Genomic DNA, 23,313 nt, shown 5'->3' on the forward strand with positions numbered 1-23,313 from the left:
GGGAGTAGGGGTTGACTTTGAGAAGAATCTTGTCCCCCCCTTATTAAGGGGGGTTAGGGGGGATCAGATTCTACGGGATCTCATAAAAAATGAGTATGAGCTAAGATCCTAAATGAGTTCTATAGCCACGATTGGTTATCAGTAGATCCACTATCAGGGGGTGATTAACCTCAATATCATCGCTTTAATTATGCAATCCCCGTAGACGTGCGTAATCGAAATATTGGCAGTGGTTATCTGCGTTCATCGGCGTTTATCTGCCTTCATCTGCGGTAAAAAAAAGGCAAGAATCTCAAAATAACCCATAACCAATAACTATTTCCCAACCTTAACCCGATCGCCATCCTTAAGAAAACCAGCCCCAGTAACAACCACGCGATCGCCCGCCTTCAAACCCTTTTTAACCACCACCTTAGCAGCAGTCAAATCGCCCACTGCACCCCCCGAAATTTCCCCGACTTCCACCGGTTGAGCCTGCACCTTGTCCTGGCCGACAAGTTTGTAAACAATAGAACTGCCGTCAGATTGCGGCACAATAGCTTTAGCGGGGACTTTCAAACCTTGAGCCTTTGCCGTCGAAATCGATGCGCGCAAAAACATTCCCGATCGCAAAAACTCGCTTGCCGGCAAATCAATCTTCACCGTAGCTTGCCGATTTTGCGGGTCAACTACCGGCGAAATCTCTCGTACAGTTCCTGACAACTTAATCCGCTTGTCAGAATCCGAAGTAATTTGCACTGCTGTTCCCGGCCGCACTTGCGAAATCTGAGTTTCCGGTACTTTCAATTGTAGTTCCAGCTTGTTTCCCCGAATAATCGAAAATAGTTTTTGACTTCCCGAAGAAACATCGCCAACTCGACCAATTCTTTCAGCCACAGTGCCACTATCCGGCGCTCGAACAATAGTTTGTTCTAATTGAGTTTGTAACTGTTTGACTTGTGCATCATTGCTGCGGACACTTGCTGCGTTATTTCCGACATTTGCTCTGGCACTGCTGACACTCGCTCCTGCAGTATTCACTTTAGCACGAGCGCTGGCGAGAGCCGCTCTAGCCGTACTGATATTAGCTTCAGCAGTAGCTACTTTAGCAATAGAAGATTGCACTTCTTCCGCTGCTTTATTCTGTTCTTCCAAAGCTGTATTCAAGTCAGCTTTAGCTTTGTTCAAGTCTTGAACAGCAGTCTGCCGTTCCGTCTTTCGCCTTTCCAAATCTTGCTGACTTATTACTCCCTGAGTAGCCAAATCTTGGGTGCGATTTACTTCTCTTTGAGCTTGATCTAATTTAGCCTGAGCGGAGGCAATGCCGGCTTTAGCTTGAGTGACACCGGCTTTAGCTTGTTCCACACCGGCCCTTGCCTGCCCGACGCCTGTTCTGGCTTGCGCTGCGTCAGCGATGGCTTTTTCAACGCCAGCTTGGGCTTGAGCCACGCCGGCTTGGGCTTCTTGTTGAGCTGACTCGGCTTGCTGTACCTGAGCTTCGGCTTGTTCTACCGTAGAATTGGCCGATTGTACTCCTGCCAGCGCTTCGGCAATTTGCGATCGTAGCACCGAATCGTCCAAAACCGCCATCGTCTGACCTTTTTCTACCACATCTCCCTCCGCCACCAACACCTGCTTGATTTGCAAACCGTTGGCTTGTGGTAGCACCGGCAGCAAGTCATAGGCTGCCACGGTGCCTGTTGCTTCCAAAGTTTCACCCACCTCGGCAGATTCCACAGGCGCGACTGTCACAGTTTGATCCGTCGCCTGCTGAGTTGCCGATGGAATTGGAACTGCCGCAGGTGAACTCTGCTTGGCCCCAGTCAAGTTTACTGCTAGCAACGTTGCAGCAACACCAATCCCTGCGCCCGCCAACAAGGCAGGCCACCTGATTTCTTTGCGGGGCCCAACTTCAGTTGCTTCTGGTTCCCAAACCTGTTCCGCCTCGATTTCTGGAGCTTCCAGCGCAACTTCTCGTTCATCATCCTCACCGGAGAATTGCCAGCGAGAGTTGTCTGAGACTTCACTTCCAGCTACATCCACTGCTGAGATCCTGTCGTGCCCGCTCTCCACGGGGGGAAGGGGTTGCTTTTCTTCCGCTTCTGAAAAAACTTGATTGGTCACGGTAGTTCCTCTCGCCGCTATTAGCCTTTGGTTTTTTTATTGTAAAGAAAGATTGCGGTTTTTATATTGGATTCATTTTAGCGGATAGCCTCAGCAATCCCGCGTCCCCCTTTTGGGTGAGTGTGGCGCCGTTTCACCTTACAATTGCGAATAGATCGGAGTTTGTGCGATCGACCTTTAATTTGATCTGCCTGTGGGGCCTACTGAATATTAGCGTGATTTCCGAGCGTGGGGTCGATCGGGCTGGCATTGTCTCTCCCCAAGTGGCTTGGCCGTCACCTATCTATCAATGCTGAGAAAACTCAGTCTAATCTTGAACTGATTATTCCTAATCTATAGCAATCCTCGCATCATTTGTGAATTTCTTACTCCCTCCCCTTGATAAGGGGAGGGTTGGGGTGGGGTCAAAAATTTACGACTCCTGCAAGGATTGCTATATACTCTAATGTGTTTATTGTATAATACGGCACATCTGCTGAAAAATTTGTGCCACTTTATTTAAAAAAAATCAAAATGAATACTCTTTTTTCTCCCCTCCAACAGTTTCTAATTACTTGGCTGCTAGTGCTAGTGACGGGATGGTTTACCCTGACTGCTGTCAGTTACGTTGGGGAACTGGTCAGCATTTTAGTAACAGCGGGACTGATTGCATTTTTATTAAATTATGCAGTAAAAAGACTGGAAGTATTTTTGCCACGGGGAGTGGCGGCGGGGCTGGTTTATTTAACTGCGGGTGTGATATTAGTAGTAATCGGTTTAACTATTGTGCCGCCGGTGTTCAACCAAGCCAGCCAGTTGGGCGTGAGGTTCCCGGAATTGCTGGAGTCGGGGCGGCAGCAGCTAGGTGAATTTCAAGCCTGGAGTGCGGATCGCAATTTACCGTTTGACGTGCAAATATTGGAGCAGCAACTGTCAGCGAGAGTCCAGGGACAAGTCCAGGCGCTCGCCGGTACGGGTTTAGGCTTAGTTGTAGGTACTGTTAACTGGTTTTTGGACTTAATTTTTATTGTGGTGATTTCCTTTTATATGCTCCTAGACGGGCAAAGAGTGTGGCAGGGTTTGACCAGCATTTTTTCCCCAGAAATTCGCTATGTTTTAACAGAGACTTTGCAGCGAAACCTCCAGCGGTTTGTATCGGGACAGTTATTGCTGGGACTATTGATGGCCATCTCGTTGACTCTGGCTTTTTGGTGGCTGCGAGTTCCGTTTTTTCTGTTGTTTGCGGTATTTATAGGATTGACGGAAATAATTCCGTTTATTGGAGCAACTTTGGGAATTGGCACTGTTAGTATAATTGTAGCGTTTATTGATTGGTGGCTGGCGCTGCAAGTGTTGGTAGTGGCGATCGGTCTCCAGCAAATCAAGGATAATTTAGTAGCTCCCCGAATCATGGGCAATCTCACCGGATTGAGCCCGGTAATTATTTTCACAGCTTTGCTGTTAGGAGGTAGAGTGGGAGGATTGTTGGGAGTTATCCTGGCAATTCCGCTCACTGGAGTAGTAAAAAGTATAGTAGAAATTGTACTCAATCCCAAATTACCGCCCCAAACAGGCTCGTTTTTCTACAATCCTTTTAGCGGCGAAGAATTGGGGAAAATACCAGAAGATGAGACTAGAATAATCTTGGTTGCAGATGAACAAAAGTAGCAGGTGTACACTGTGCATTTTACTTGCGTAAGTCCTGTAGTTAGTCAACAGTCAACAGTCAACAGTCAACAGTCAACAATTCCCAATTTCAAAACTTATGAAATGGTGGCAAAATCTTAGAAACAATCCTCTAGCTCGGTTGGGAGCCGTGCTACTGTTAATTTTTTATACAGTCGCGCTTTTGGCCGAATTTGTGGCACCTTACGACCCCTACGACTCTAAATTAAACGGTTCATTGCTGCCGCCGACTCAGATTTATTTAACCACCCAAGACGGGCGATTTATCGGGCCCCACGTTTATCCGACTACTCAGGGCCCAGTGGATGCGAATACCGGCGCTCGTGAGGTAATTGTAGACTGGGGCAAGCCCTCTGCTGTCAGTTTATTTGTCAAAGGTTCCCCCTATAAATTTTTAGGATTTTTGCCATTAGAGAGGCACTTGTTTGGTACTACAGGAGAAGGCCAAATTAACCTTTTAGGGACGGACGAACAAGCTCGCGATCAATTCAGTCGCTTAGTACACGGCAGCAGAATTAGCCTCAGCATCGGTTTAGTAGGAATAGCAATTTCTTTCCCGTTGGGATTGTTTATCGGAGGAATATCGGGTTATTTCGGCAGTTGGATTGACAGTATATTAATGCGCTTTGCCGAAGTATTAATGACGATTCCTGGTCTTTATTTATTAGTAGCGCTAGCAGCAGTATTGCCGCCGGGATTGACAAGTGCTCAGCGATTTATATTGATTGTGCTGATTACTTCATTTATCAGTTGGGCGGGTTTGGCGCGGGTAATTCGCGGTCAGGTACTATCAATTAAACAGCTAGAATTCGTGCAAGCGGCACGGGCAATGGGGGCCAATCCAATTTATATTATTGTCCGCCACGTTTTGCCACAAACTGCTACTTATGTAATTATTTCTGCTACTTTGTCGGTTCCGGGTTTTATTGTGGCGGAGTCGGTTTTGAGTTTAATTGGCTTGGGAATTCAACAGCCAGATCCTTCTTGGGGAAATTTGCTATCCCTGTCTACTAATGCTTCAATTTTAGTGTTGCAACCTTGGTTGGTTTGGCCTCCGGCAACACTGATTATTTTGACAGTTTTGGCGTTTAATTTATTGGGGGATGGGTTGCGGGATGCTCTCGATCCGAGAAGCATTCAAAGGTAATTGGGACTGGGTAATTGGTAATGGGGAATTCAAATTTTTGTAGGGGCGGGTTCACCCAAATTTATATCATCAATTCCCAGAACTAAAAAACCCGCCCCCACCCATCGCAGATACTCAAAAACTTGTTCCGCAATCAGGCTTAATTGGTTTGGTGGGGGCGGGTTTATGAATATTTTGGATGTGAACCAAAGATTGTTGGTGAACCCGCCCCTACGAGATTTGGTAATACAAGGATAGCTCAAAAATACCAAGATTAGTTAAGGATTAACAGGTAAGCAAATGGTAAAAGTCGAACCCACACCCTCCTGACTTTTTACGGAAATATTGCCACCGATCATTAGGCAAAAAGGCTGGCTAATGGCTAGTCCCAAAGCGGTGCCACCGTACTTGCGCGTGGTAGAAGCGTCTGCTTGGGTAAAGGGTTGGAAAATGTGCTGCAACTGTGGGCTACAATTATCTTAAAGTATATACCTGCAATTTGCGGTAAACTTTTTTCAGGAATCTACTAATTATTCAAGTCCGATCGTGAAATTAGAACTTGCCTTAGCTCAATATACTGATGCTCTCGCTCACCTAAAATTGGCAAAGTCTGAACCCTCAGAAATAGCCATTCTCCATATTTTAGTTACTCGCGATGCCATCAAAGAAGCACTCAGCGAGAAAACCCAGCTTTCTGTGGAAAGTTTGGCTAAACTACTCGAATTGGACAACTTCCTGAAACAACAAGCCGATGCGATCGCCCGAGGAGCAAAATTAGCAGAATGGCGAGCTACATTTCACCCCTCCCCAGAAGCTTGGTGGTGGTTCCTCGAACCGACTTCCGAGGAGGAAGTTTCCCCCTCAAATCGCTTAGATTGGTTGTTCAACGGGCTGACAATCGCGGGATTGACGGCGGTAGGGGCCTATATGACAACCTTCGTTCAACTCTTTTCCACGGGAGGAATCAGCTTCGCTGAGACCTTTGGCCTGCTGGGACAAGGAGGGTTACTTCTGACGGTAATCCACACCTTGCAGGACACAGGACAAGAAAAGATTAAAAATCTGCTCCAAAAACTCAATATTTCTCCCCAGTTTCACAGTCAAGCAACCTTGGGAATTACCGCAATGTTATTGTTGGCTTCTGTGGGAGTCTATAACTCTTTACCTCGGATTGGTGACTGGAACTATCGAGAAGGAAAAAAACTCTACGAAAGAGGTTTACTGGAAAAAGCCAAAGGCAAATACGAGCAAGCGGCCAAAATAAACCCCAATAATTGGGAGATTCCAATTGCCTTGGGACAAATCTACGAATCTTTAGGAGCTATAGATTTAGCGAGGAAGGAATATGAAAAAGTGTTAAATCTAGGGGAGGCTCGCGCCTTTAATAATTTAGGTCGCGTTTATATTAGTAAAAACGATAGAGTTACCGCTGAAACTTTACTGCGGATGGGAGTACAACGGGTGAGGAAAGAAGATGCTCAACTCAATTATGAACTACATCTAAACTTGGGCTGGATACTGCTCAAACAAAAACAGTATCAAGCGGCTGAAAAAGAAATCAGACAAGCAGTTGCTATTGACCAAGCAATTGAAGGAAAACAGCTCGGTGGAGGGATGGCTTATTGCTTGCTAGAAGATGTTCTGGAAGAAAAAAAAGATACAAAAGAGGCATCCCGCTGGAGAAAAATGTGTTTGGAGAGTGCTCGTCCCGAAACGCTTGAGCAGTATAAATGGTTTATTGAAACTGGAAAACAAGATTTCGCCGATCAGATAGATACTACGGGGGTGGTGAATGGAGAATCTAACCCAAGTACACAGCCGTAATGAGTAAGATAAAAGTAAAAAATCAAACCTAAACACAAGGTTATGTTTACTTTTAGTTTCCCTACTTGGTTTGTATTCCCCTTTTTTTAGGGAAACTTCTTTTGTAAGGTGCGCCAGCATTCTTTTTTTCTGAAATTGAATGCTGCGTGTGCCATCCATCCTAATTTTGCAGATTAACTGGCAACCAGATCGTAAAAGTAGAACCAACACCCTCCTGACTTTTTACGGAAATATTGCCGCCCATCATTAGACAAAAACGTTGGCTGATGGCTAGTCCCAAACCGGTGCCGCCGTACTTGCGCGTGGTGGAAGCGTCTGCTTGGGTAAAGGGTTGGAAAATGTGCTGCAACTGCTCTGGAGTCATCCCAATTCCTGTATCTGTACAATTAATAACTAAAAATTCTTTACTAGCAATTGAAGATTGAGAAATTGTGGCAGGTTCCGCAGTGTTTTCTTGTTTTGCTTCGCTGCTGTCGCCCGCGATTTTTTCTCGGCTGGCGGTGAGGGTAATTGTACCGTTTTGAGTGAATTTGGCGGCATTGCTCAGCAAATTTAATAAAATCTGCTGCACTTTGGTAATGTCACCGTGCATCGTGCCGATATTAGTAATTTTGTGCAAGTTGAGAGTGTTGCCGTTCTTTTCAATTAGCGGCGCGGCGGTGGATGCTACTTCTTCAATCAAGGCGGCGATGTTGAAGGTTTCTAAGTAAAGATCCATGCGGCCGGCTTCGATTTTAGAAATGTCGAGAATGTCGTTAATGAGCGATAGCAAGTGTCGGCCGGAAGTGCGAATTTTGTCTAAATCTGGGGTGAGTTCATCGTAGCCCAATTCTGCGGTTTCTTCTTGGAGCATTTCGCTGTAGCCGATGATGGCATTCAGAGGTGTTCGCAGTTCGTGGCTCATGTTTGCTAAAAATGCGCTTTTTGCGGTGGAAGCGGCTTCGGCTGCTTCTAGGGCGAGTTGCAAGGCGGATTCAAAGACTTTTCGATCGCTAATATCCTCGACGCTGCCTTCATAGTAGAGTACCTGGCCGTTGGCGTCACACACTGCACGCGCGCTTTCGGAAATCCAAATTACCTTGCCGTCAACGCGGTAAACTTGTGACTCAAACCCCGAAACTTCTCCGAATTCTTCCATCACGCGCATAAACTTGTCGCCCTGCTGAGGATTGACGTAAGCTTGCTGTTTGATGTTGGTGAGATTTGATGTCAATTCTTCGGGAGTGGCGTAGCCATAGATGCGGGCTAAAGCTGGATTTACGCTCAAGAAATGGCCTTCGGGGGTTCTTTGAAAAATGCCTTCGACGGCATTTTCAAAGATGCTACGATATTTTTGTTCTGCTTGACGCAAAGCGCTTTGTGTACGATCGCGCTCGCTGGCTTCGATCGCCAATGATACCAAATCTGCCAGGGAAGCAGCAAAATTTTGTTCTTCTAATGTCCAGTTACGAGGAGTTCCCACTTGTTCGATACAGATGACTCCCACTGTTTGTCCGCCGAGTCGCACTGGCGCATCTAAGGTTGATGTAGTACCCACTTTTGCAAAGTAAGATTCCCCAAATTCTCTGGTTCTAATATCTGAGAGAGCGTCCTCGGCTGCGATCGTCCGATGTTCTTCCAAAGCTTTAAAATAAGCTGGATAGTCTGCTGCTGCGAGCTCGGCGCCTTGGGAATGCTGTTCGCTGCTGCGGTGAAATTGGTCGAGACATTGCAGTTTCGATCGGCTTTCATCGTACAACCACGCGCCGGCTTTTTCTGTCTGTAGCGTATGAGCTGCTGCTTCGGTGATTTGCCTCAAAGCTACTTGCAAATCGCCTCGATACAGCGCTTTATTTCTTGCCAATTCTACCAAAACCGTATTTTGTTTGAGCAATTGTTTTTGCCTTTGGCGTCGCGCCGATTCGGCTCGCTTCTGTTCGGTAATGTCGCGGGCTACCACAATGACGGATTCTTCTGAAAGCGGTGAAATGCTGGCGGCAAAACAAACTTCGCGGTCGTCAATGGTTAAATTGTACTCGATACTGACAGTTTGCCGAGTATCTAAAGCTGCTCGGAGGTGGTTGAGAAAATTGTCGGCTCTAGCTTGCGGAAACACCTCTGTGAGTGTTTTGCCCACTAATTCTTCGATTGGTTTGTAGAGCAGAGAAAGATTTGTGGGGGCGATTTTTAAATAGCGACCGCTGCCGTCGAGAACTATAATTAATTCGTTCATAGCTGCAAACAAAGCCCGCAATTCTGCTTCTGCGGCTTCGAGTTCGGCAGTCCGCTCTGCTACTCGCTGTTCTAAACTAGAGTTGGTTTGTTCTAGGGCAACAAAAGACGATCGCAATTGTCTGGCCATTTGGTTGAAAGACTGAGCTAGGAGGCCGATCTCTTTGACGCCTTTGACTTCGACTTCGCCGTCTAATTCCGAGGATGTGAAGTCGGATGATGCCGAAATTTTTGTTAAAGCTTTGGAAGCTTCCAGCAATCGGCTAATCGGTTTGACAACCCAGCGAGAGGTGAAAATTCCGAGGACGATCGCCACTACGAACGCAAAAAAGCACAATAAGATAGTTGTGCGAGTGTTGGCGTTAATTTGCTCCATAAAGTCTGCTTCCGGGATTGCGATTACAATCAGCCAATCGAGGCCGCGGCCGTCTTGCAGGGGAGCAACGGTAATGAATTGACGTTTGCCGTCTATCTCGAAGGTAAACTGTCCTTGGCTGTTAATTTGTTCAAAACTACCAAATCGTTGTTGCAAGTATCTGGAAGCCGATCGAATTAGCAAATTTTTGCTCTGTGTCGCCAACAGCCGTTTTTGTCCGTCTTTGTCAGTGACAAAGGGCAATTCGTCTGTGGAACTGGCGACTATTTCACCGCTACGTTCGATCGCAAAAACTTGGCCTGACGGGCTAATTTTGATGCTTTTGAGAAAATCGCTGATTTGAGAAAGAGTCAGGTCAATGGCCAGTACCCCCTGCAGGCTGCCCGTTTGGCTGTAGATGGGCATCACCGGCGTAATGCCCAGCACGGGCGAGGCTGCGAAGGGGTAGATGGGAGACCAAGTGGCTTTTCCTGACTGTTTGGCAGCTTTATACCACGGTCTAGTACGGGGGTCATAGGGGACGGTTTTGATTAGCTCAGTGCGATTTCCTTGGCTGTCCAGGCGATAAATTTCGCGGTTTGGAGCCGTTGATTCGTCTCTGATGTATACTAAGTGTTCTGCTTCTCGCTTAAGCAAGACGAATCTGCCCTGTTCGTCGCCGTAGTAGATGGTTGTATTTCGATCGCTCAGCTTGGTCTGGTTCCACAAATAGCGCTCTAAGTTGGGGAAGTCTTCCGGGTCTAAGTTTCCAGAGGCGATCGCAGCAGTATTCATTTGCAGGAATAAATGAGACACATCCCCAAAACTGCGGAAATTTTCTTTAGTTCTCGCTGCAACTTCCAAGCTTAACCTCGTAGCAAGGTCATTGACGGCTTTCTGGCCGTTGCGAAACGACAGCCATCCAGTCACGCCGACTGCTACGGAGATTTGCACCACCAGCGGTATCAACAAAACAAGGCTCAGTGACATCTTGGGCGAGCTTTTCATCACACAACTGCTCAGACTTTTCAATAACATTAATATTGTCACACCTACCAGGTTTGTGTATCGTTTGTCGCTTAAACTGAAATGTTGCACCATTCTCAATTAGCTTTTTATGAACAGGCTTTTGGGCCTGTTCCACAAAGAGTGAATTTTCTTGTGGAACAGGCCCAAAAGCCTGTTAAGCGAGAATGGTGCAATATCTCAGTTAAAAGAACCCTCGATATAAGTTACAATGCTGTACACAAATAGTGAAGTGCAGTGGCTGGCAGATCAAAACGGGGCTGAGGTTTCCACCGATACTGTAAAAAATTGTAATATTAATCATGCCACTACTTGCCTGAATGTGGCGATCGCTCTGCTGACTCCCGGTCAAAAAGTCACACCCCGTAAAAAAAGGAACTTTAGGCCCGTGCTCCCCACCCTGGTTGTCATCAGTCATTGCCAATTATTCAATTTTTTAATCTAAAATTTAAAATCTAAAATAAGCTCACTTTCTCCGGGTGGCCATTGTCGTCCTTACGCCTGCTTAATAAAAATTAGATTTTAATTTTTTCTACAGTGCGAGGACAAATGTAAAGTAGGTGACAATCGGCTGTTAAAAAATTTGCTATTAATAAGATAAGCCGCCAAAATCCCGTAGCGTAGCGGGGCGTAAGCCATCGACTACAAAGAGGATAATTAAAGCATCTGCATTTAATCAACGCCAGCAAAGTAAAGCGTTTTTGGCTTTTTTGGACGCTCGATATTTTGGCAAAATAATACTTCTGGAGGATGACATGAACTATACATTTGAAATCCTGGGCGTATCTCCAACTTTAACATTTTTTACCCAGCAGCAGGAATTGCTGCAACAAAAGCAGCCGTCCGGTGTAGAATACTTGGCAAACCGGAAGTGCACTCTCGATGCGTTTGTGGCATCCGTAGAGACAGTTTCTCCTAACCGCGGCTGGGATGTCGATCGAGTTGTAGACACCGTGATTAGTTTCTGGATGAACAACTCTGATAGCATCCAGTATTGGAGACACAGGCTGGAGGATGCCGGCAGCGAAAACTTGTTAGTAGCCAGAGTAGGCGATATCAAGTCTTTGCAAGCCGCCTTTGAATCGCTGCTGGGCGAATAGGAAAATCGCCAATTGCGAAAAAGTCGATCGACTTTTTCGCAAAAATCCACTCAACTGTCTATTCGCAATTCCCAATTCCCCTGATTCGCGACACAGAAGTCGCAGATATAAAATATCTGTTTCTTCCATCATCCATCATCCACCTGCCTGATGACTAATGACTAATGACTAATGACTAATGACTAATGACTAATGACTAATGACTAATGACTAATGACTGATTTCTTCACAATTCCTAAATATTATGTCTCGTTCCAAAGCCCTGCAATCTTATATTATTGTCCGCTTGCTTCTGGCACCCCTAATGTTGTGGACAATCACCACAGCAGTATTTTTATTGTTGCGGGCCACTCCGGGCGACCCCATAGATGCCATTCTCGGCTCACGAGCTCCCGCAGCCGCCAAAGAAGCAATGCGAACCCAACTCGGCCTCGACGCCCCCCTGTGGCAGCAATATTTCAAATACATGACAGACTTATTCAGTCTGAACTTGGGAACCTCAATCACCACTCGCGGACAAACCGTGTGGCAAATTATCGGAGATTATTTCCCCGCTACAGTGGAATTAGCAGTTTGTAGCATGGCCATAGCTTTAATTGTCGGCATCAGTATCGGTTCCTTAGCAGCATCCCGCCCTAACACTATTTTCGATGCTGTCGGCCGTTTGTTTGGCATTATCACTTACTCGCTGCCGGCTTTTTGGGCCGGTATGGTTTTGCAATTAATTTTCGCGGTGCAGTTAGGATGGTTTCCCTTGGGAACTCGCTTTCCCGTGACATTCCCCGCCCCCGAAGGCTACACAGGACTATACACTATTGACAGTCTCCTGAGCGCTAACCCTGGTCAGTTTCTCACATCTTTGCATTATTTGGCACTTCCGAGTTTGACCTTGGGCATTCTTTTGAGCGGCATTTTCGAGCGCATTGTCAGAGTGAATCTCAAGCAAACTTTGCAAGCAGATTATGTCGAAGCAGCGAGAGCTAGAGGCATTCCCGAATTGCAGATTTTATGGGCTCACGCTCTAAAAAATGCACTAATTCCGGTGATTACTGTCTTAGGATTGACTTTTGCTGCACTGTTGGGCGGTGCTATTTTAACAGAGGTTACTTTTTCTTGGCCGGGGTTGGCAAATCGTCTTTACGAAGCGATTAGCTTGCGGGATTATCCAACTGTTCAAGGTATTGTGGTGTTTTTTGCGGCAATTGTCGTAATTGCCAGCATTGTAATTGATATTTTGAACGCTTACGTTGACCCGCGAATTCGGTATTAAAGGAAGTTATAGCCTTTCTCAGTAACATGAGGTGCTCTCGCGGGCATAGGGCATAGGGCATAGGGCATAGGGCATAGGGCATAGGGCATAGGCATAGGACTCGCCCCCATACCTCACAACGCTTGAGAACCGCTATAGTTGTTATTATATGATGTCCGGTCAATTAGCCTTTTTATTACGGGTAATTGACCGGACATCATACACCATACTGGCTCTTCCTTACTGTTCAAAACTATTGGTTTAAGTAGTTTAAAATCAACCTATTTTTGACTAAGAAAAACGGCTAAAATCAACTAAAACAAGACCATAAATTTTTGCTATATAAAAATTTATGCCATTATTTTCAGATAAATTAGCACAGTAACTAAGGAAGAGCCAGTATGGTGTAAAGTCCGCGCCTTACCACTACAGATGGTGTCAAAATAGATTCCTTGCGTCCAAGACTGTATCCCTTGTACCGCAGAATTCAAAACATCTGTGGCTTGACAACGTAAAACTCGTGTAATATACTGTAATTTATTGTACTTTTGTCAATTCTTACTGCCATGAAGCTAACTGCTGGTTGCTAACCCATCCCGATCGATTTTCAACGCTCTGTGCTTTAAAAACTACGAAATCCAGAGATTTGAATTGGGTAGCGACCTCTCGATCGTACTGCGATCGAGCGTCCAGCACTACGAGGACGGCTCAGCAAACCAAGATGGAGAAGAAATATGCAAAAGAAAGCAATTCTCAACGCAGCTAATTTGACCTGCGAAGTCGCACCCACACGGACTTTGTTCGCAGATATCACTGTGGCGATTCATGAAGGCTCGCGCATTGGCTTAGTCGGTCGCAACGGCAGTGGTAAATCGACCTTGCTCAAGCTACTTGCGGGACAACTAATCCCGCAGATTGGCACAGTCGCGAGGACAGGTAGTTTTTACTATCTGCCTCAAGTCAGTACCCTCAATCTGTCTGCATCGAATGAATTGGTACTGGACTGGATCGCTTCTCATTCGGATGAATGGTGGAGGGTGACGACGTTGCTAGAAGAGAAGTTTGCCTCGGAAGTCTCGCTATCTCAGGCTCTGGGCACAGTGAGCGGTGGAGAACTGACGAAACTTTGCTTGGCGATCGCTCTATCGAAGCAGCCTGATATTCTGTTGTTAGATGAGCCAACAAATCATTTAGACCTGTTAACCCTGGAACAGTTGCAGACAGCACTGCAAGAATTTTCTGGTGCTTTCGTTATTGTCTCGCACAAGCCGTTTTTTCTCGATCGCACCGTCGATACGATTTGGGAATTAACGCCAGCGGAGTTAAAGGTTTACGGTGGGAACTACTCCTTCTATCTATCGCAAAAAGAAATCGAGCATCAAGCCGCGTTACGCGCCCACGAAGTAGCGCGAAAAGAACTAAAGCGAGCGCAAACATCAGCATCTCAGGAACAACAACGAGCAGCCCAATCTCGCCAACAAGGTCGCAAACGTGCCGACAGCATTCCGAAAATTCTCGCTGGTGCGTTGAAGCGACAAGCTGAAGTAATGGCAGGAAGTGCTAAGAAAAAACATGACCTAGCCGTAGAAAAAGCAACTAATCAAGTTACCGCAACCAAAATCAGAACGACGAAAACAACCCGGATTAAATTAGAAGAATGCAGTCAAAAACACAAAAATTTAATCGATATTCAAGGTGCTGATTTAAGATTAGGAGAGCGCCGATTACTCAAAAACATTCAGCTTCATGTATCGTCAGACTCGCGCATTGCTATTACGGGAAAGAACGGCTCAGGAAAATCCTGTTTAGCTCAAGCCCTTCTAGGAATGGAGCGAACTCCAGCAATTTTAGAATCCGGTGAAATTGCCATAAAATCTGCCCTAAAATGGGTATATCTCGATCAAAGCTATGAAATTGTCGAGCGCTCTCGGACAGTCCTAGAAAATATGCAAATGGCAAACCCAAACTTAGACTATCAATTGCTGCGACAGCAATTAGGAAATTTTCTATTTTTTAATGATGAGGTGAACAAGCCTGCATCTGCCTTAAGCGGCGGTGAGTTAGCCAGATTAGGGCTGGCTGCGATCGGCATTTCTCAAATTGATTTGCTCATTTTAGATGAGCCAACAAATAATTTGGATTTGGAAACAGTGAATCAGATTGTTGATGGAGTCAATGAGTTTCAGAGCGCCCTCTGGGTCATTTCCCACGACCTCGACTTTCTCAGCCGCATTGGAATCACACAAGCCTACCAACTCCACAATGGCCAACTTCAGCCGCTGATCCATCAACCGCATGAGTTGGAACGTTATCATCAGGAATTACTTGAGATGCAAATGTCTTAATTCTGAAGCTCAGTGGCGCAGCCTACATCAGCAGGAGTAGCCAAAGCTCCTATTTTGGGAAGAAGACAATTTCTAGTTTCTGGGCAATACTGGATCAAACACAGTTCAACATTTGAGGAAACGCTGATGAGATTATTGCGAACAATCGCCGCTCTATCGGCGGCCTTGACCCCACTGATGGCTGAAGCTGCCTTTAGCCGTCCCATGCCGGGAACAGCCGATTTTCCCAGAGCCTCAAACCCCCAAGTAAATGTACCGGTTTGTTTCATCGAAACCCGAGGTGGCACAACTTTTGATTTAGTCAGCTTGTGCGGCAGCAATGCTGCTCCCCAAAACACTGCTCCGGGCAATGCTCCTGCAAATAACCCCAATGCAGCCACTCCTCCGCCTCCTCCCCCGAACCCCAACGCCATCACCAGAGATGCTGCCGGCACCCCGATAACTACTCCTGCAGGCACGGCAAATCCCAACAATCCCAACAATGCCAATCCGGGAACTTCGCCGAATACCAATCCCAACAATGCCAATCCGGGAACTTCGCCGAATACCAATCCCAACAATGCCAATCCGGGAACTTCGCCCGCAGGTACTCCCAATGCCAATCCGGGAAGTTCACCGAGTACCAATCCCAATAATCTCAATCCGGGAAGTTCACCGAGTACCAATCCCAATAATCCCAATCTGGGAACTTCACCGAGTACCAATCCCAATAATCTCAATCCGGGAAGTTCGCCCTATACCACTCCCAATAATCCCAATCTGGGAACTTCGCCGAATACCAATCCCAATAATCTCAATCCGGGAAGTTCACCGAGTACCAATCCCAATAACAGTGCGTCTCCCACGGGTGGAACTGCTGGTGACAGCAACAGCGATTTAGTTCCAAATCGCAATCTCAATCTTCCGAGAGTGCCGCCGAGTTCCTTTAGCCCCGGAGGTCTTGCACCGACTAGAGAGGCGATTGATGGCCCCCGCCAGTAATAGGCGAAGTGTCAGAACTTTTACAGAAACCGGGTTTCTCGGAAACGTTCTCTTTTTAAGGGATATTTCACCCGCGAGAAAGCCGGAATATTTATTTGCCTGCGTAATATTGCTCTTAGGTGCGATCGGCATATTTTGTAGCAGAATAGCGAAATAAAAGTTAAGCTAAGAACTTGTAGACGCTATTAGCTAAGCACTCTTTCAAAACTGGCCAACCAGGTAGAAGCAGTGATAGATAGCCAGCTTCAATCCGTAACAGGATTAGTTATCAGAAAATAGGGTTTAAAACCCCGTCCTTCTAGGACGGCTTTAATTTCTTAAATCCATTCCTAAAAATCCGGAAATTTCTTGTATTTGTGCTAGACTAGAACAGTCAAGGTTAAACTCCTTTGCCATCGTGAAACGGAGACACACTTTTAGGCATAAATTGTTGGACCGAGAGCAGCGAAAACTCTTAAAACAGCTAGAGGATCGACGCATTCTCTTTACCAGAAAACAAATAATTTAGTTCATTTGTTAAGTAGGGTAGGGCATACCCGAACTCTAGGTTCGTATCCTAGTACGCTTTTGGAGATAGACCCTCTGGGGTTGCTGTGAATTAGGCTCGTCAATTGGTGTAATTGCACGGTTGAAAAGTTTAAAGATTGCCGAAAGGACATAGCGCTTAAAGGTCAGTCGATGAATTAAGAATCCCTACGCCTTTAGGCTAGGGAGTGTCAACAGCACAGGTTAAAATTATTACCAGGCGGGTGCTCGCCAGCTCCAAGTTCTCAAGCTAAACCATTAAACAGGCATATTTTTGTTAAGCCAGTGTGGTTTGGAAAGTACCGGCTGATAACATTAGCAAGACAAAATTAACCCGATTATTCGGAGGCTCTTCATGAGCAAAATATTTGTTTTAATAAATTGGAACAAAATTGCTCTAGACCCGATCCTCTGCGTTGGCGTAGCCCCCGTAGGGGCGGGCTTCGCTAACGCACTTGAGGAGGACATAAGAGTGTCAAACTTAGTTCAACGCTTAGAAATAACCGCTCATCCGCAACTAGAAAAATCCCTCGGCTATCGAGGAGATAGTCGCTGGGTAGCTTGGCGCTGGGAACCCGACATCGACCAACTGATATCCAGCGATGGCAAAACAGTCGGCACTGGCAATAATATGGCTTGGCTGGTGTTTTTGCAGCACGATTTAGTCGATCCTGCGGTACAAGAGTACAACCTCGGCGAGGGCGATCGCTACTGGCTGCTTTTAGACACCGAAACTAGAAATCTCTACGTCGGTGAAGGGAAAACAGTTCAAAGTCTGCTCGAACAGCCGGAAAGTTTAGGTTTATTGGCCTGTCTCGATGGCGGGAATGCCGATCGACAAACTGGTGAAACTTGGCAGCAAACGCTATCTCAACTAACAGCAAAACCAGTTGTTCGCAACCTCACAAATGCCCTTCCTTTCGGTATCGCGGCTGCTTTGATAGGTGCTTTAGGCATCGGAACCGGATTGTGGGTAGTACCGGCAGTGCAGCAGAAAATAGCCGAAAAAACAGCTTTTATTTCCCCAATTAGTTCTGGCGCCAACTGCGGGCTTGACGGTTCCGACGATTTTTCAGCTTATATCGGTTCCTCAAGCGGAAACAAAGAACTTCATTTAATAGGCGTTTACGAAGCTAATGCGGATCACAAGAACCGAGATTTATCAAAAAGTGCGTTAGCGAAGCCCTCGGAGAGGATCGAAGTCAAAGTAGAACGCCGAAACAAGCCCATAATTCTCGCACTTTCAGCTTATGAACCCGTGCAGTGGAACATTACCGCAGAACCGGGGGCCGTTATCGAAAAAATCATTGTTAACGGATACCACAACCAAACTGTTTCAGGAGTTTCGGGAATTCCAATTGAAGAGCACAGCTACGAAGAAACCGGAGACAATCTCGGCGACTTTATCTACAAGTGGGGTGCTACCGCTGAAAGTTCCAATACTTCTTCCCTCGTGACTAAATTGGAACAGAAAAACGGCACCAGTTTAACTTCTTTTCAAGGATGCTACAGAGGTAAGAACTTTAGTATTAATTGAGAGCAACGACAGAGGGCGACAATTTCTACCATTTTCGATTTTCGATTTTCGATTAAAGAATTGGGACTAACTTATTCGATATGGGTTTAGAAGTTGTTACAGTTCCATTCTTGTTTTTTACTGGTGTTAAAACCTATCCCCCTAAAATCAAAACCCGCGTCGGCGGGTTTTTTATTGAGAGTTAAACTTATTGGCATCTCTATGGTATGATATGCGGTGGCGTCATTACCAATTCCCAATTCTCACAATACTAATAGATTTCTTATGAAATACTGGTACGAAACGCTCGCAGTAGCACAGCGAATTTTAATTGAATTGGGGAGGCGGCGACGCAGCTTAGTCTTGTGGAGTATTTTTCCAGTTTCTATCTTGCTAATTAACGGTTTAATTTTAAAAGAACGCGCTAATCTCAGCACAGCAAAAGCCTTTGAAACTGCTGCACCTGCAAGCTTAGTAGGAGCGGCTTTATTTTTTAGCTGTCTCGGTGGTAGCGTAGCAACCGTAGTAGCAGAGCGAGAACAGCATACCCTCAAACGCTTGTTTATTTCCCCGCTGAGCGGCACTTCCTACTTTTTAGGAATTTTCCTGGCTCACAGTTGCATCGGCATCGGTCAGGTGATTTTAGTATATACGATCGCCTCTTGTTTAGGAGCACAATTTCAAGGCTCTATTCTGTTAGGATCTGCGATTATTCTGCTCAGTATTGTATCTTATGTAGGTGTAGGCTTTATTCTCGGCACCCAGTTTGCGAGGCGCACTGAAGATGTCAACTCGCTAGTAGCGGCTTTCGGCGTTCCTTTGTTGATTTTAGGAGGCGCATTTTTGCCTACTTCGCTGTTTCCCAAAAGTCTGCTGGAACTCGCCCAGTACAATCCAATCTATCACATGAACGAAGCGCTTATGGGCGTGTGGGCTGACGGCAAAGATTTGGCTGATATTTCCGAACACTTCTGGTATTTATTCATATTTTCTATTGCCATGATTGCAGGTGGATGGCTTTCTTACCGCAGGATGCTGAGAGTAGAAAGAAGACTTTGAAACTATCTCATTATGTCGCAATACAGTTCAGTTAACACTGTTAATTCCCCGGAGATCCCCCTAAATCCCCCTGATTGTTGGGGGACTTTGAGCAACTTCTTGTCCCCCCCTTCGTAGGGGCGGTGCCCCCGTGCCCGCCCTCTTGGCTAGGGGGGATCAGTCTTATCTGAACCGTATTGCATTATGTCCTAATTATTCATCTCTCTCTTCTCTGACTCTGCGCCCTCTGCGCCCTCTGCGGTTTAATCGTTCAGAAACAACCGTAAATATATAAAATAATACGGAGAATTAAAGCAGTGCTGCAAATTGAAAAGTTAAATAAGTCTTACGGCGAGCGTTCAGTGCTTAAAGATTTAACACTGCACATTCAAGCTGGAGAAATTTACGGTTTGCTGGGGCCAAACGGGGCGGGCAAAACTACAACTATCAATATTTTATGTAATTTGCTAAATGCCGACAGTGGCAAAGTTTCTATTAATGGCGAACCTGTTTCCGAAGCTACAAAATCCTTAATAGGTGTAGCGCCCCAAGAAAATTTGCTTTACAAAAGCCTTAGCTGCGAAGAAAACCTCAATTTTTTTGCTCAAATTTACGGCTTAGAGCGCAAGCAGCGGCGCTATCAAGTAAGACACTGTTTGAAAGCAGTTAATTTGACAGATAGAGCTACAAGCCCTGTGGAAACTTTGAGCGGAGGAATGCAGCGCCGTTTGAATATTGCGGTGGCTTTGGTACACCAGCCTAAATTAGTAATTTTAGATGAACCGACAACGGGTTTAGATATTGAGGCTCGCTACGAAATTTGGGAGTTAATCCAGCGCTTGCAATCGGAAGGAATTACAATTTTGCTGACAACTCATTTGTTGGATGAAGCTGAGCGGCTGTGTCAGAGAATTGGGATTTTGAAAAATGGCAGTATTGTGGCCGAGGGCAGTTTGGAGGAGTTGCAAAAACTGATTCCTGCTCAAGAAATTATCGTGGTAAAAACCGACGAAGAAGCTGAAGTCATCGCCCGCGCTAAACAATACAGTTTCATTCCCCGCCGCTACGGTAGCGATTTAGCTTTTTGGCTGCCGGAACGTTTAGAATTAAAAGAAATTATTTTGCTGTTCGACGGGATTTCTATTGATTCAATTGCTCGGTATCCGGTGCGGTTAGAACATATTTATGTAGAAGTGACTAAACAAACTGTATCCTAATCCGCGTCCATCTCCGTATATCCGCCCGGTGCGCTTCAAAAACCAAAGAAACCGGGTTTTTTACCGAATCTGAAGCCTCTAATGCAGTATTTTCGCAAAAACCCGGTTTCTGGCCACCCGTGCGTCCAAGACTAAACTAAATTCATCTGCGTCCATTCGCGTATATCCGCCACCATCTGCGGTCAAAAATTCCAGAGTAATTAACAAGGGCGATGTCTAGATTCTAAAGATATCGTCAACCTTAATGCTGTCTGGCAAAATAGCCAATAAAATTCCGCTAAAACAAATAAAGCCTCATAGCCACAGCCTCTGAGGGAGGTCTAAATTATGTCCTCATGGCAAAGATCCGACTTTTCCGACTTTATGATCCGACTTTTCCGACTTTACAGAGGCAGGGGCCCTAAGCAACGATAGAGATAGGGGAAAGCCAACCCACGATGTCTAGATTGTAAAGATATCGTAAACCTGGATGTTGTGTTGCGAAATGTTAAATAAAGATAGGCTATAAAAGATATGTCTGTGGTATGATACATTTAGGTTGCATCTAATGTTATAGAAATCCATTCCCCCACGAGGCCAGTGAAAGCCCACTTCATATCAGGACTACCCCGCTCAGGCTCTACTTTACTGGGTGCATTACTACGACAAAATCCCCGCTTTCACGCTGCTATGACTAGCCCAGTCGGGGGATTAGTGGAGAGAATGTTGGAAGCCATGAGCGAAGACAATCAGTTTTCCACGTTTATTTCCCGTGAAAAAGGGGAACGGGCTAACAATTTTACAGCTCGATTGATTTGAGCAATAAGACTAATAAATTCTTCAGTCCTATGCAAGAGGACTTGAGCTTTGAGGCGGGGGTTTCAAGCCCGGCCAGACTTGGATGTAAACGATAGATATAAAGGATTTCAGCAATTATGAACGTACCAAACATGAACAAGCAAATTATTTTCGTAGACTCTTCTGTACAGAATTATCAAAGCCTGCTCCAAGGTATCGATGCCGCTCGAATTTTCATTTTAAATGAAAATTCGAGCGGCATCGCACAAATTACAAACGCCTTAGCCAATCAAAAAGATATTGAAGCGATACATATCCTTTCACACGGGGCTCCGGGTATCCTCTATCTCGGTAATACCCAACTGAGTCTCGATACTCTGAGCCTATACGCGAACCAACTGCAACAATGGGGACTAACAGCAAGCCAGATTCTCCTCTATGGGTGTTCCGTTGCGGCGGGAGACGCGGGGGCTGAATTTATCGAAAAATTACACCAACTCACAGGCGCAAACATCGCGGCCAACCCCAACCCCACCGGAAGTGCCACCAAGGGGGGGACCTGGGAACTCTCTCACCAAATTCCCCCCTCCCCAGAAGCACCACAGCTCCCTTTCACAGCAAAGGTTCTGGCTTCCTACGCCCACACCCTTGGTATTACCACCCGCCTCTCCCTTGACTCCGCTGCTGCTGAGGGAAATAGCTCCTCCCTTAATCCCAGAATCTCAGCCGATGGGCGTTATGTGGTGTTTGAGTCTAATGCCTCCAACCTGGTGACAGGGGACACTAACGGTAATAGTGACATTTTCCTGCGAGATACACTGACGAACACCACCACCCGCCTCTCCCTTGACTCCGCTGCTGCTCAGGGAAATAGCGACTCCAGTAATCCCAGAATCTCACCCGATGGGCGTTATGTGGTGTTTGAGTCTTTTGCCTCCAACCTGGTGACAGGGGACACTAACAGCTCTCGTGACATTTTCCTGCGAGATACACAGACGAACATCACCACCCGCCTCTCCCTTGACTCCGCTGCTGCTGAGGGAAATAACCAATCCTCTAATCCCAGGATCTCAGCCGATGGGCGTTATGTGGTGTTTGAGTCTTTTGCCTCCAACCTGGTGACAGGGGACAATAACAGCAGGCCTGACATTTTCCTGCGAGATACACAGACGAACACCACCACCCGCCTCTCCCTTGACTCCGCTGCTGCTGAGGGAAATAGCCAATCCTATCAGCCCAGTATCTCAGCCGATGGGCGTTATGTGGTGTTTGAGTCTGATGCCTCCAACCTGGTGACAGGGGACACTAACAGCTCTCGTGACATTTTTCTGCGCGATCGCTCTCCAACCATCACCCGTGTCACCTCCACTACCCTAGATGGTCTCTATGGTATTGGCCAAACCATTAGCATTACCGCGGAATTTGATGTCCCTGTTACTGTCGTGGGCAAACCTCAACTGCAACTGGAAACCGGAACTACCGACCAATATGCTACCTACAGCAGTGGTACCGGCGGTAAAACCCTCACTTTTGACTATATTGTCCAAGCGGGAGACGAGTCCCTTGACCTAGAATCTCTGACCATAAATGCCCTCACCCTCAATGGCGGCACGATTCAAGATATTGGGGGACTTAATGCTATATTAACCCTCCCCACCTTGGGTTCAGCCCTATCCCTGGGAGGGAGTAAAGCCTTAGTTATTGATGGTATCGCCCCCACTGTCACGATTAACCAAGGAAGTAGTCAAGCCGACCCGACGGCAAATACCCTGATTAACTACACCGTTGAATTTAGTGAACCGGTGACGGGGTTTGATAAGACGAAAGTTACTCTCAGTGGTACCGCCGGACCCACTACCACCGAGGTGACAGGAGGTGGTACAACTTACAATGTGGCAGTCAGTGGCATGACTCAAGCGGGTACTGCGATCGCTAGTATTAATGCCAATGCAGTTACGGATCTAGCTGGGAATCCTAACACAGCAGCCAGTACCAGTACAGATAACCAAGTTACCTTCACTAAAAATACCGCTCCAGTTGTAGCTAGTGCAATTACCGATAAATCAGTTACGGTGAACACAGCATTCAATTACACAGTACCAGCGAGTACATTTACCGATGCTGAAAATGACCCGTTAACTTACACCGCGACAAAGGAAGACGGAACCGCTTTACCGGCTTGGTTAACATTTAATGCCGCAACAGGCATCTTTGGTGGCACACCTGCAACGGCGGATGTGGGGAATTTGAAGGTA

Annotated in this window: 15 protein-coding genes and 1 pseudogene; 13 read left to right on the forward strand and 3 right to left on the reverse strand. The window is 46.2% G+C overall.

The genetic code is table 11. The features are described 5' to 3' along the window. Positions 1–315 precede the first annotated feature (315 nt). A complete protein-coding gene (locus tag QT990_RS31620) occupies positions 316–2,103 on the reverse strand; it encodes an efflux RND transporter periplasmic adaptor subunit (RefSeq protein WP_333146478.1) in 1,788 nt (595 codons plus the stop codon). 513 nt (positions 2,104–2,616) lie between these two features. Between QT990_RS31620 and QT990_RS31625 the strand changes: the two genes are divergently transcribed. Both QT990_RS31625 and QT990_RS31630 read left to right on the forward strand, forming a co-directional pair. Beyond that, positions 2,617–3,750: an AI-2E family transporter gene (locus QT990_RS31625; RefSeq protein ID WP_333146480.1), complete on the forward strand. Its 1,134-nt coding sequence runs from the start codon at positions 2,617–2,619 to the stop codon at positions 3,748–3,750. A gap of 97 nt (positions 3,751–3,847) precedes the next feature. Beyond that, positions 3,848–4,915, forward strand: coding sequence for an ABC transporter permease (locus QT990_RS31630; RefSeq protein ID WP_333146483.1), 1,068 nt, complete (start codon positions 3,848–3,850; stop codon positions 4,913–4,915). Positions 4,916–5,172: 257 nt separating this feature from the next. Here the strand turns inward: QT990_RS31630 and QT990_RS31635 are convergent. After that, positions 5,173–5,358: pseudogene (locus QT990_RS31635) on the reverse strand (ATP-binding protein); the annotation flags it as partial. 82 nt (positions 5,359–5,440) lie between these two features. Between QT990_RS31635 and QT990_RS31640 the strand changes: the two are divergent. Next, complete coding sequence (locus tag QT990_RS31640; RefSeq protein WP_333466194.1) at positions 5,441–6,718, forward strand: tetratricopeptide repeat protein; 1,278 nt, start codon at positions 5,441–5,443, stop codon at positions 6,716–6,718. Positions 6,719–6,878: 160 nt separating this feature from the next. On the opposite strand, the gene QT990_RS31645 is transcribed toward QT990_RS31640, so the two are convergent. After that, positions 6,879–10,292 carry a PAS domain S-box protein gene (locus tag QT990_RS31645; protein WP_333466195.1) on the reverse strand — a complete coding sequence of 1,138 codons (3,414 nt, stop codon included), beginning with the start codon at positions 10,290–10,292 and terminating at the stop codon, positions 6,879–6,881. A 229-nt stretch (positions 10,293–10,521) separates the two neighbouring features. On the opposite strand from QT990_RS31645, the gene QT990_RS31650 reads away from it, so the two are divergent. From QT990_RS31650 to QT990_RS31695, 10 genes are all read left to right on the forward strand, one after another. Then, a complete protein-coding gene (locus QT990_RS31650; RefSeq protein ID WP_333146491.1) occupies positions 10,522–10,755 on the forward strand; it encodes a hypothetical protein in 234 nt (77 codons plus the stop codon). 310 nt (positions 10,756–11,065) lie between these two features. Then, entirely contained in the window at positions 11,066–11,410 is a 345-nt protein-coding gene (locus tag QT990_RS31655) for a hypothetical protein (protein WP_333146493.1), read from the forward strand. A 244-nt stretch (positions 11,411–11,654) separates the two neighbouring features. Next, the gene (locus QT990_RS31660) at positions 11,655–12,680 is read left to right on the forward strand and encodes an ABC transporter permease (protein WP_333146494.1); all 1,026 of its coding nucleotides are present in this window, start codon (positions 11,655–11,657) and stop codon (positions 12,678–12,680) included. Positions 12,681–13,393: 713 nt separating this feature from the next. Beyond that, the gene (gene abc-f / locus QT990_RS31665; RefSeq protein ID WP_333146495.1) at positions 13,394–15,004 is read left to right on the forward strand and encodes a ribosomal protection-like ABC-F family protein; all 1,611 of its coding nucleotides are present in this window, start codon (positions 13,394–13,396) and stop codon (positions 15,002–15,004) included. A gap of 12 nt (positions 15,005–15,016) precedes the next feature. Next, positions 15,017–15,985, forward strand: coding sequence for a hypothetical protein (locus tag QT990_RS31670; RefSeq protein ID WP_333466196.1), 969 nt, complete (start codon positions 15,017–15,019; stop codon positions 15,983–15,985). Between the two features lie 997 nt (positions 15,986–16,982). Next, positions 16,983–18,047, forward strand: a complete 1,065-nt coding sequence (locus QT990_RS31675) for a hypothetical protein (protein ID WP_333466197.1) — start codon at positions 16,983–16,985, stop codon at positions 18,045–18,047. Positions 18,048–18,311: 264 nt separating this feature from the next. Further along, the gene (locus tag QT990_RS31680; RefSeq protein WP_333146501.1) at positions 18,312–19,085 is read left to right on the forward strand and encodes an ABC transporter permease; all 774 of its coding nucleotides are present in this window, start codon (positions 18,312–18,314) and stop codon (positions 19,083–19,085) included. Between the two features lie 296 nt (positions 19,086–19,381). Continuing rightward, positions 19,382–20,281 carry an ABC transporter ATP-binding protein gene (locus QT990_RS31685; RefSeq protein WP_333239505.1) on the forward strand — a complete coding sequence of 300 codons (900 nt, stop codon included), beginning with the start codon at positions 19,382–19,384 and terminating at the stop codon, positions 20,279–20,281. Between the two features lie 579 nt (positions 20,282–20,860). Continuing rightward, the gene (locus tag QT990_RS31690) at positions 20,861–21,079 is read left to right on the forward strand and encodes a sulfotransferase (RefSeq protein ID WP_333466198.1); all 219 of its coding nucleotides are present in this window, start codon (positions 20,861–20,863) and stop codon (positions 21,077–21,079) included. Positions 21,080–21,195: 116 nt separating this feature from the next. After that, positions 21,196–23,313 (forward strand): DUF4347 domain-containing protein (locus QT990_RS31695; RefSeq protein ID WP_333466199.1); only part of this gene is annotated, 2,118 nt, incomplete at its 3' end.

It is taken from the genome of Microcoleus sp. T3_B1 (assembly GCF_036700445.1).
GTDB lineage: Bacteria > Cyanobacteriota > Cyanobacteriia > Cyanobacteriales > Microcoleaceae > Microcoleus.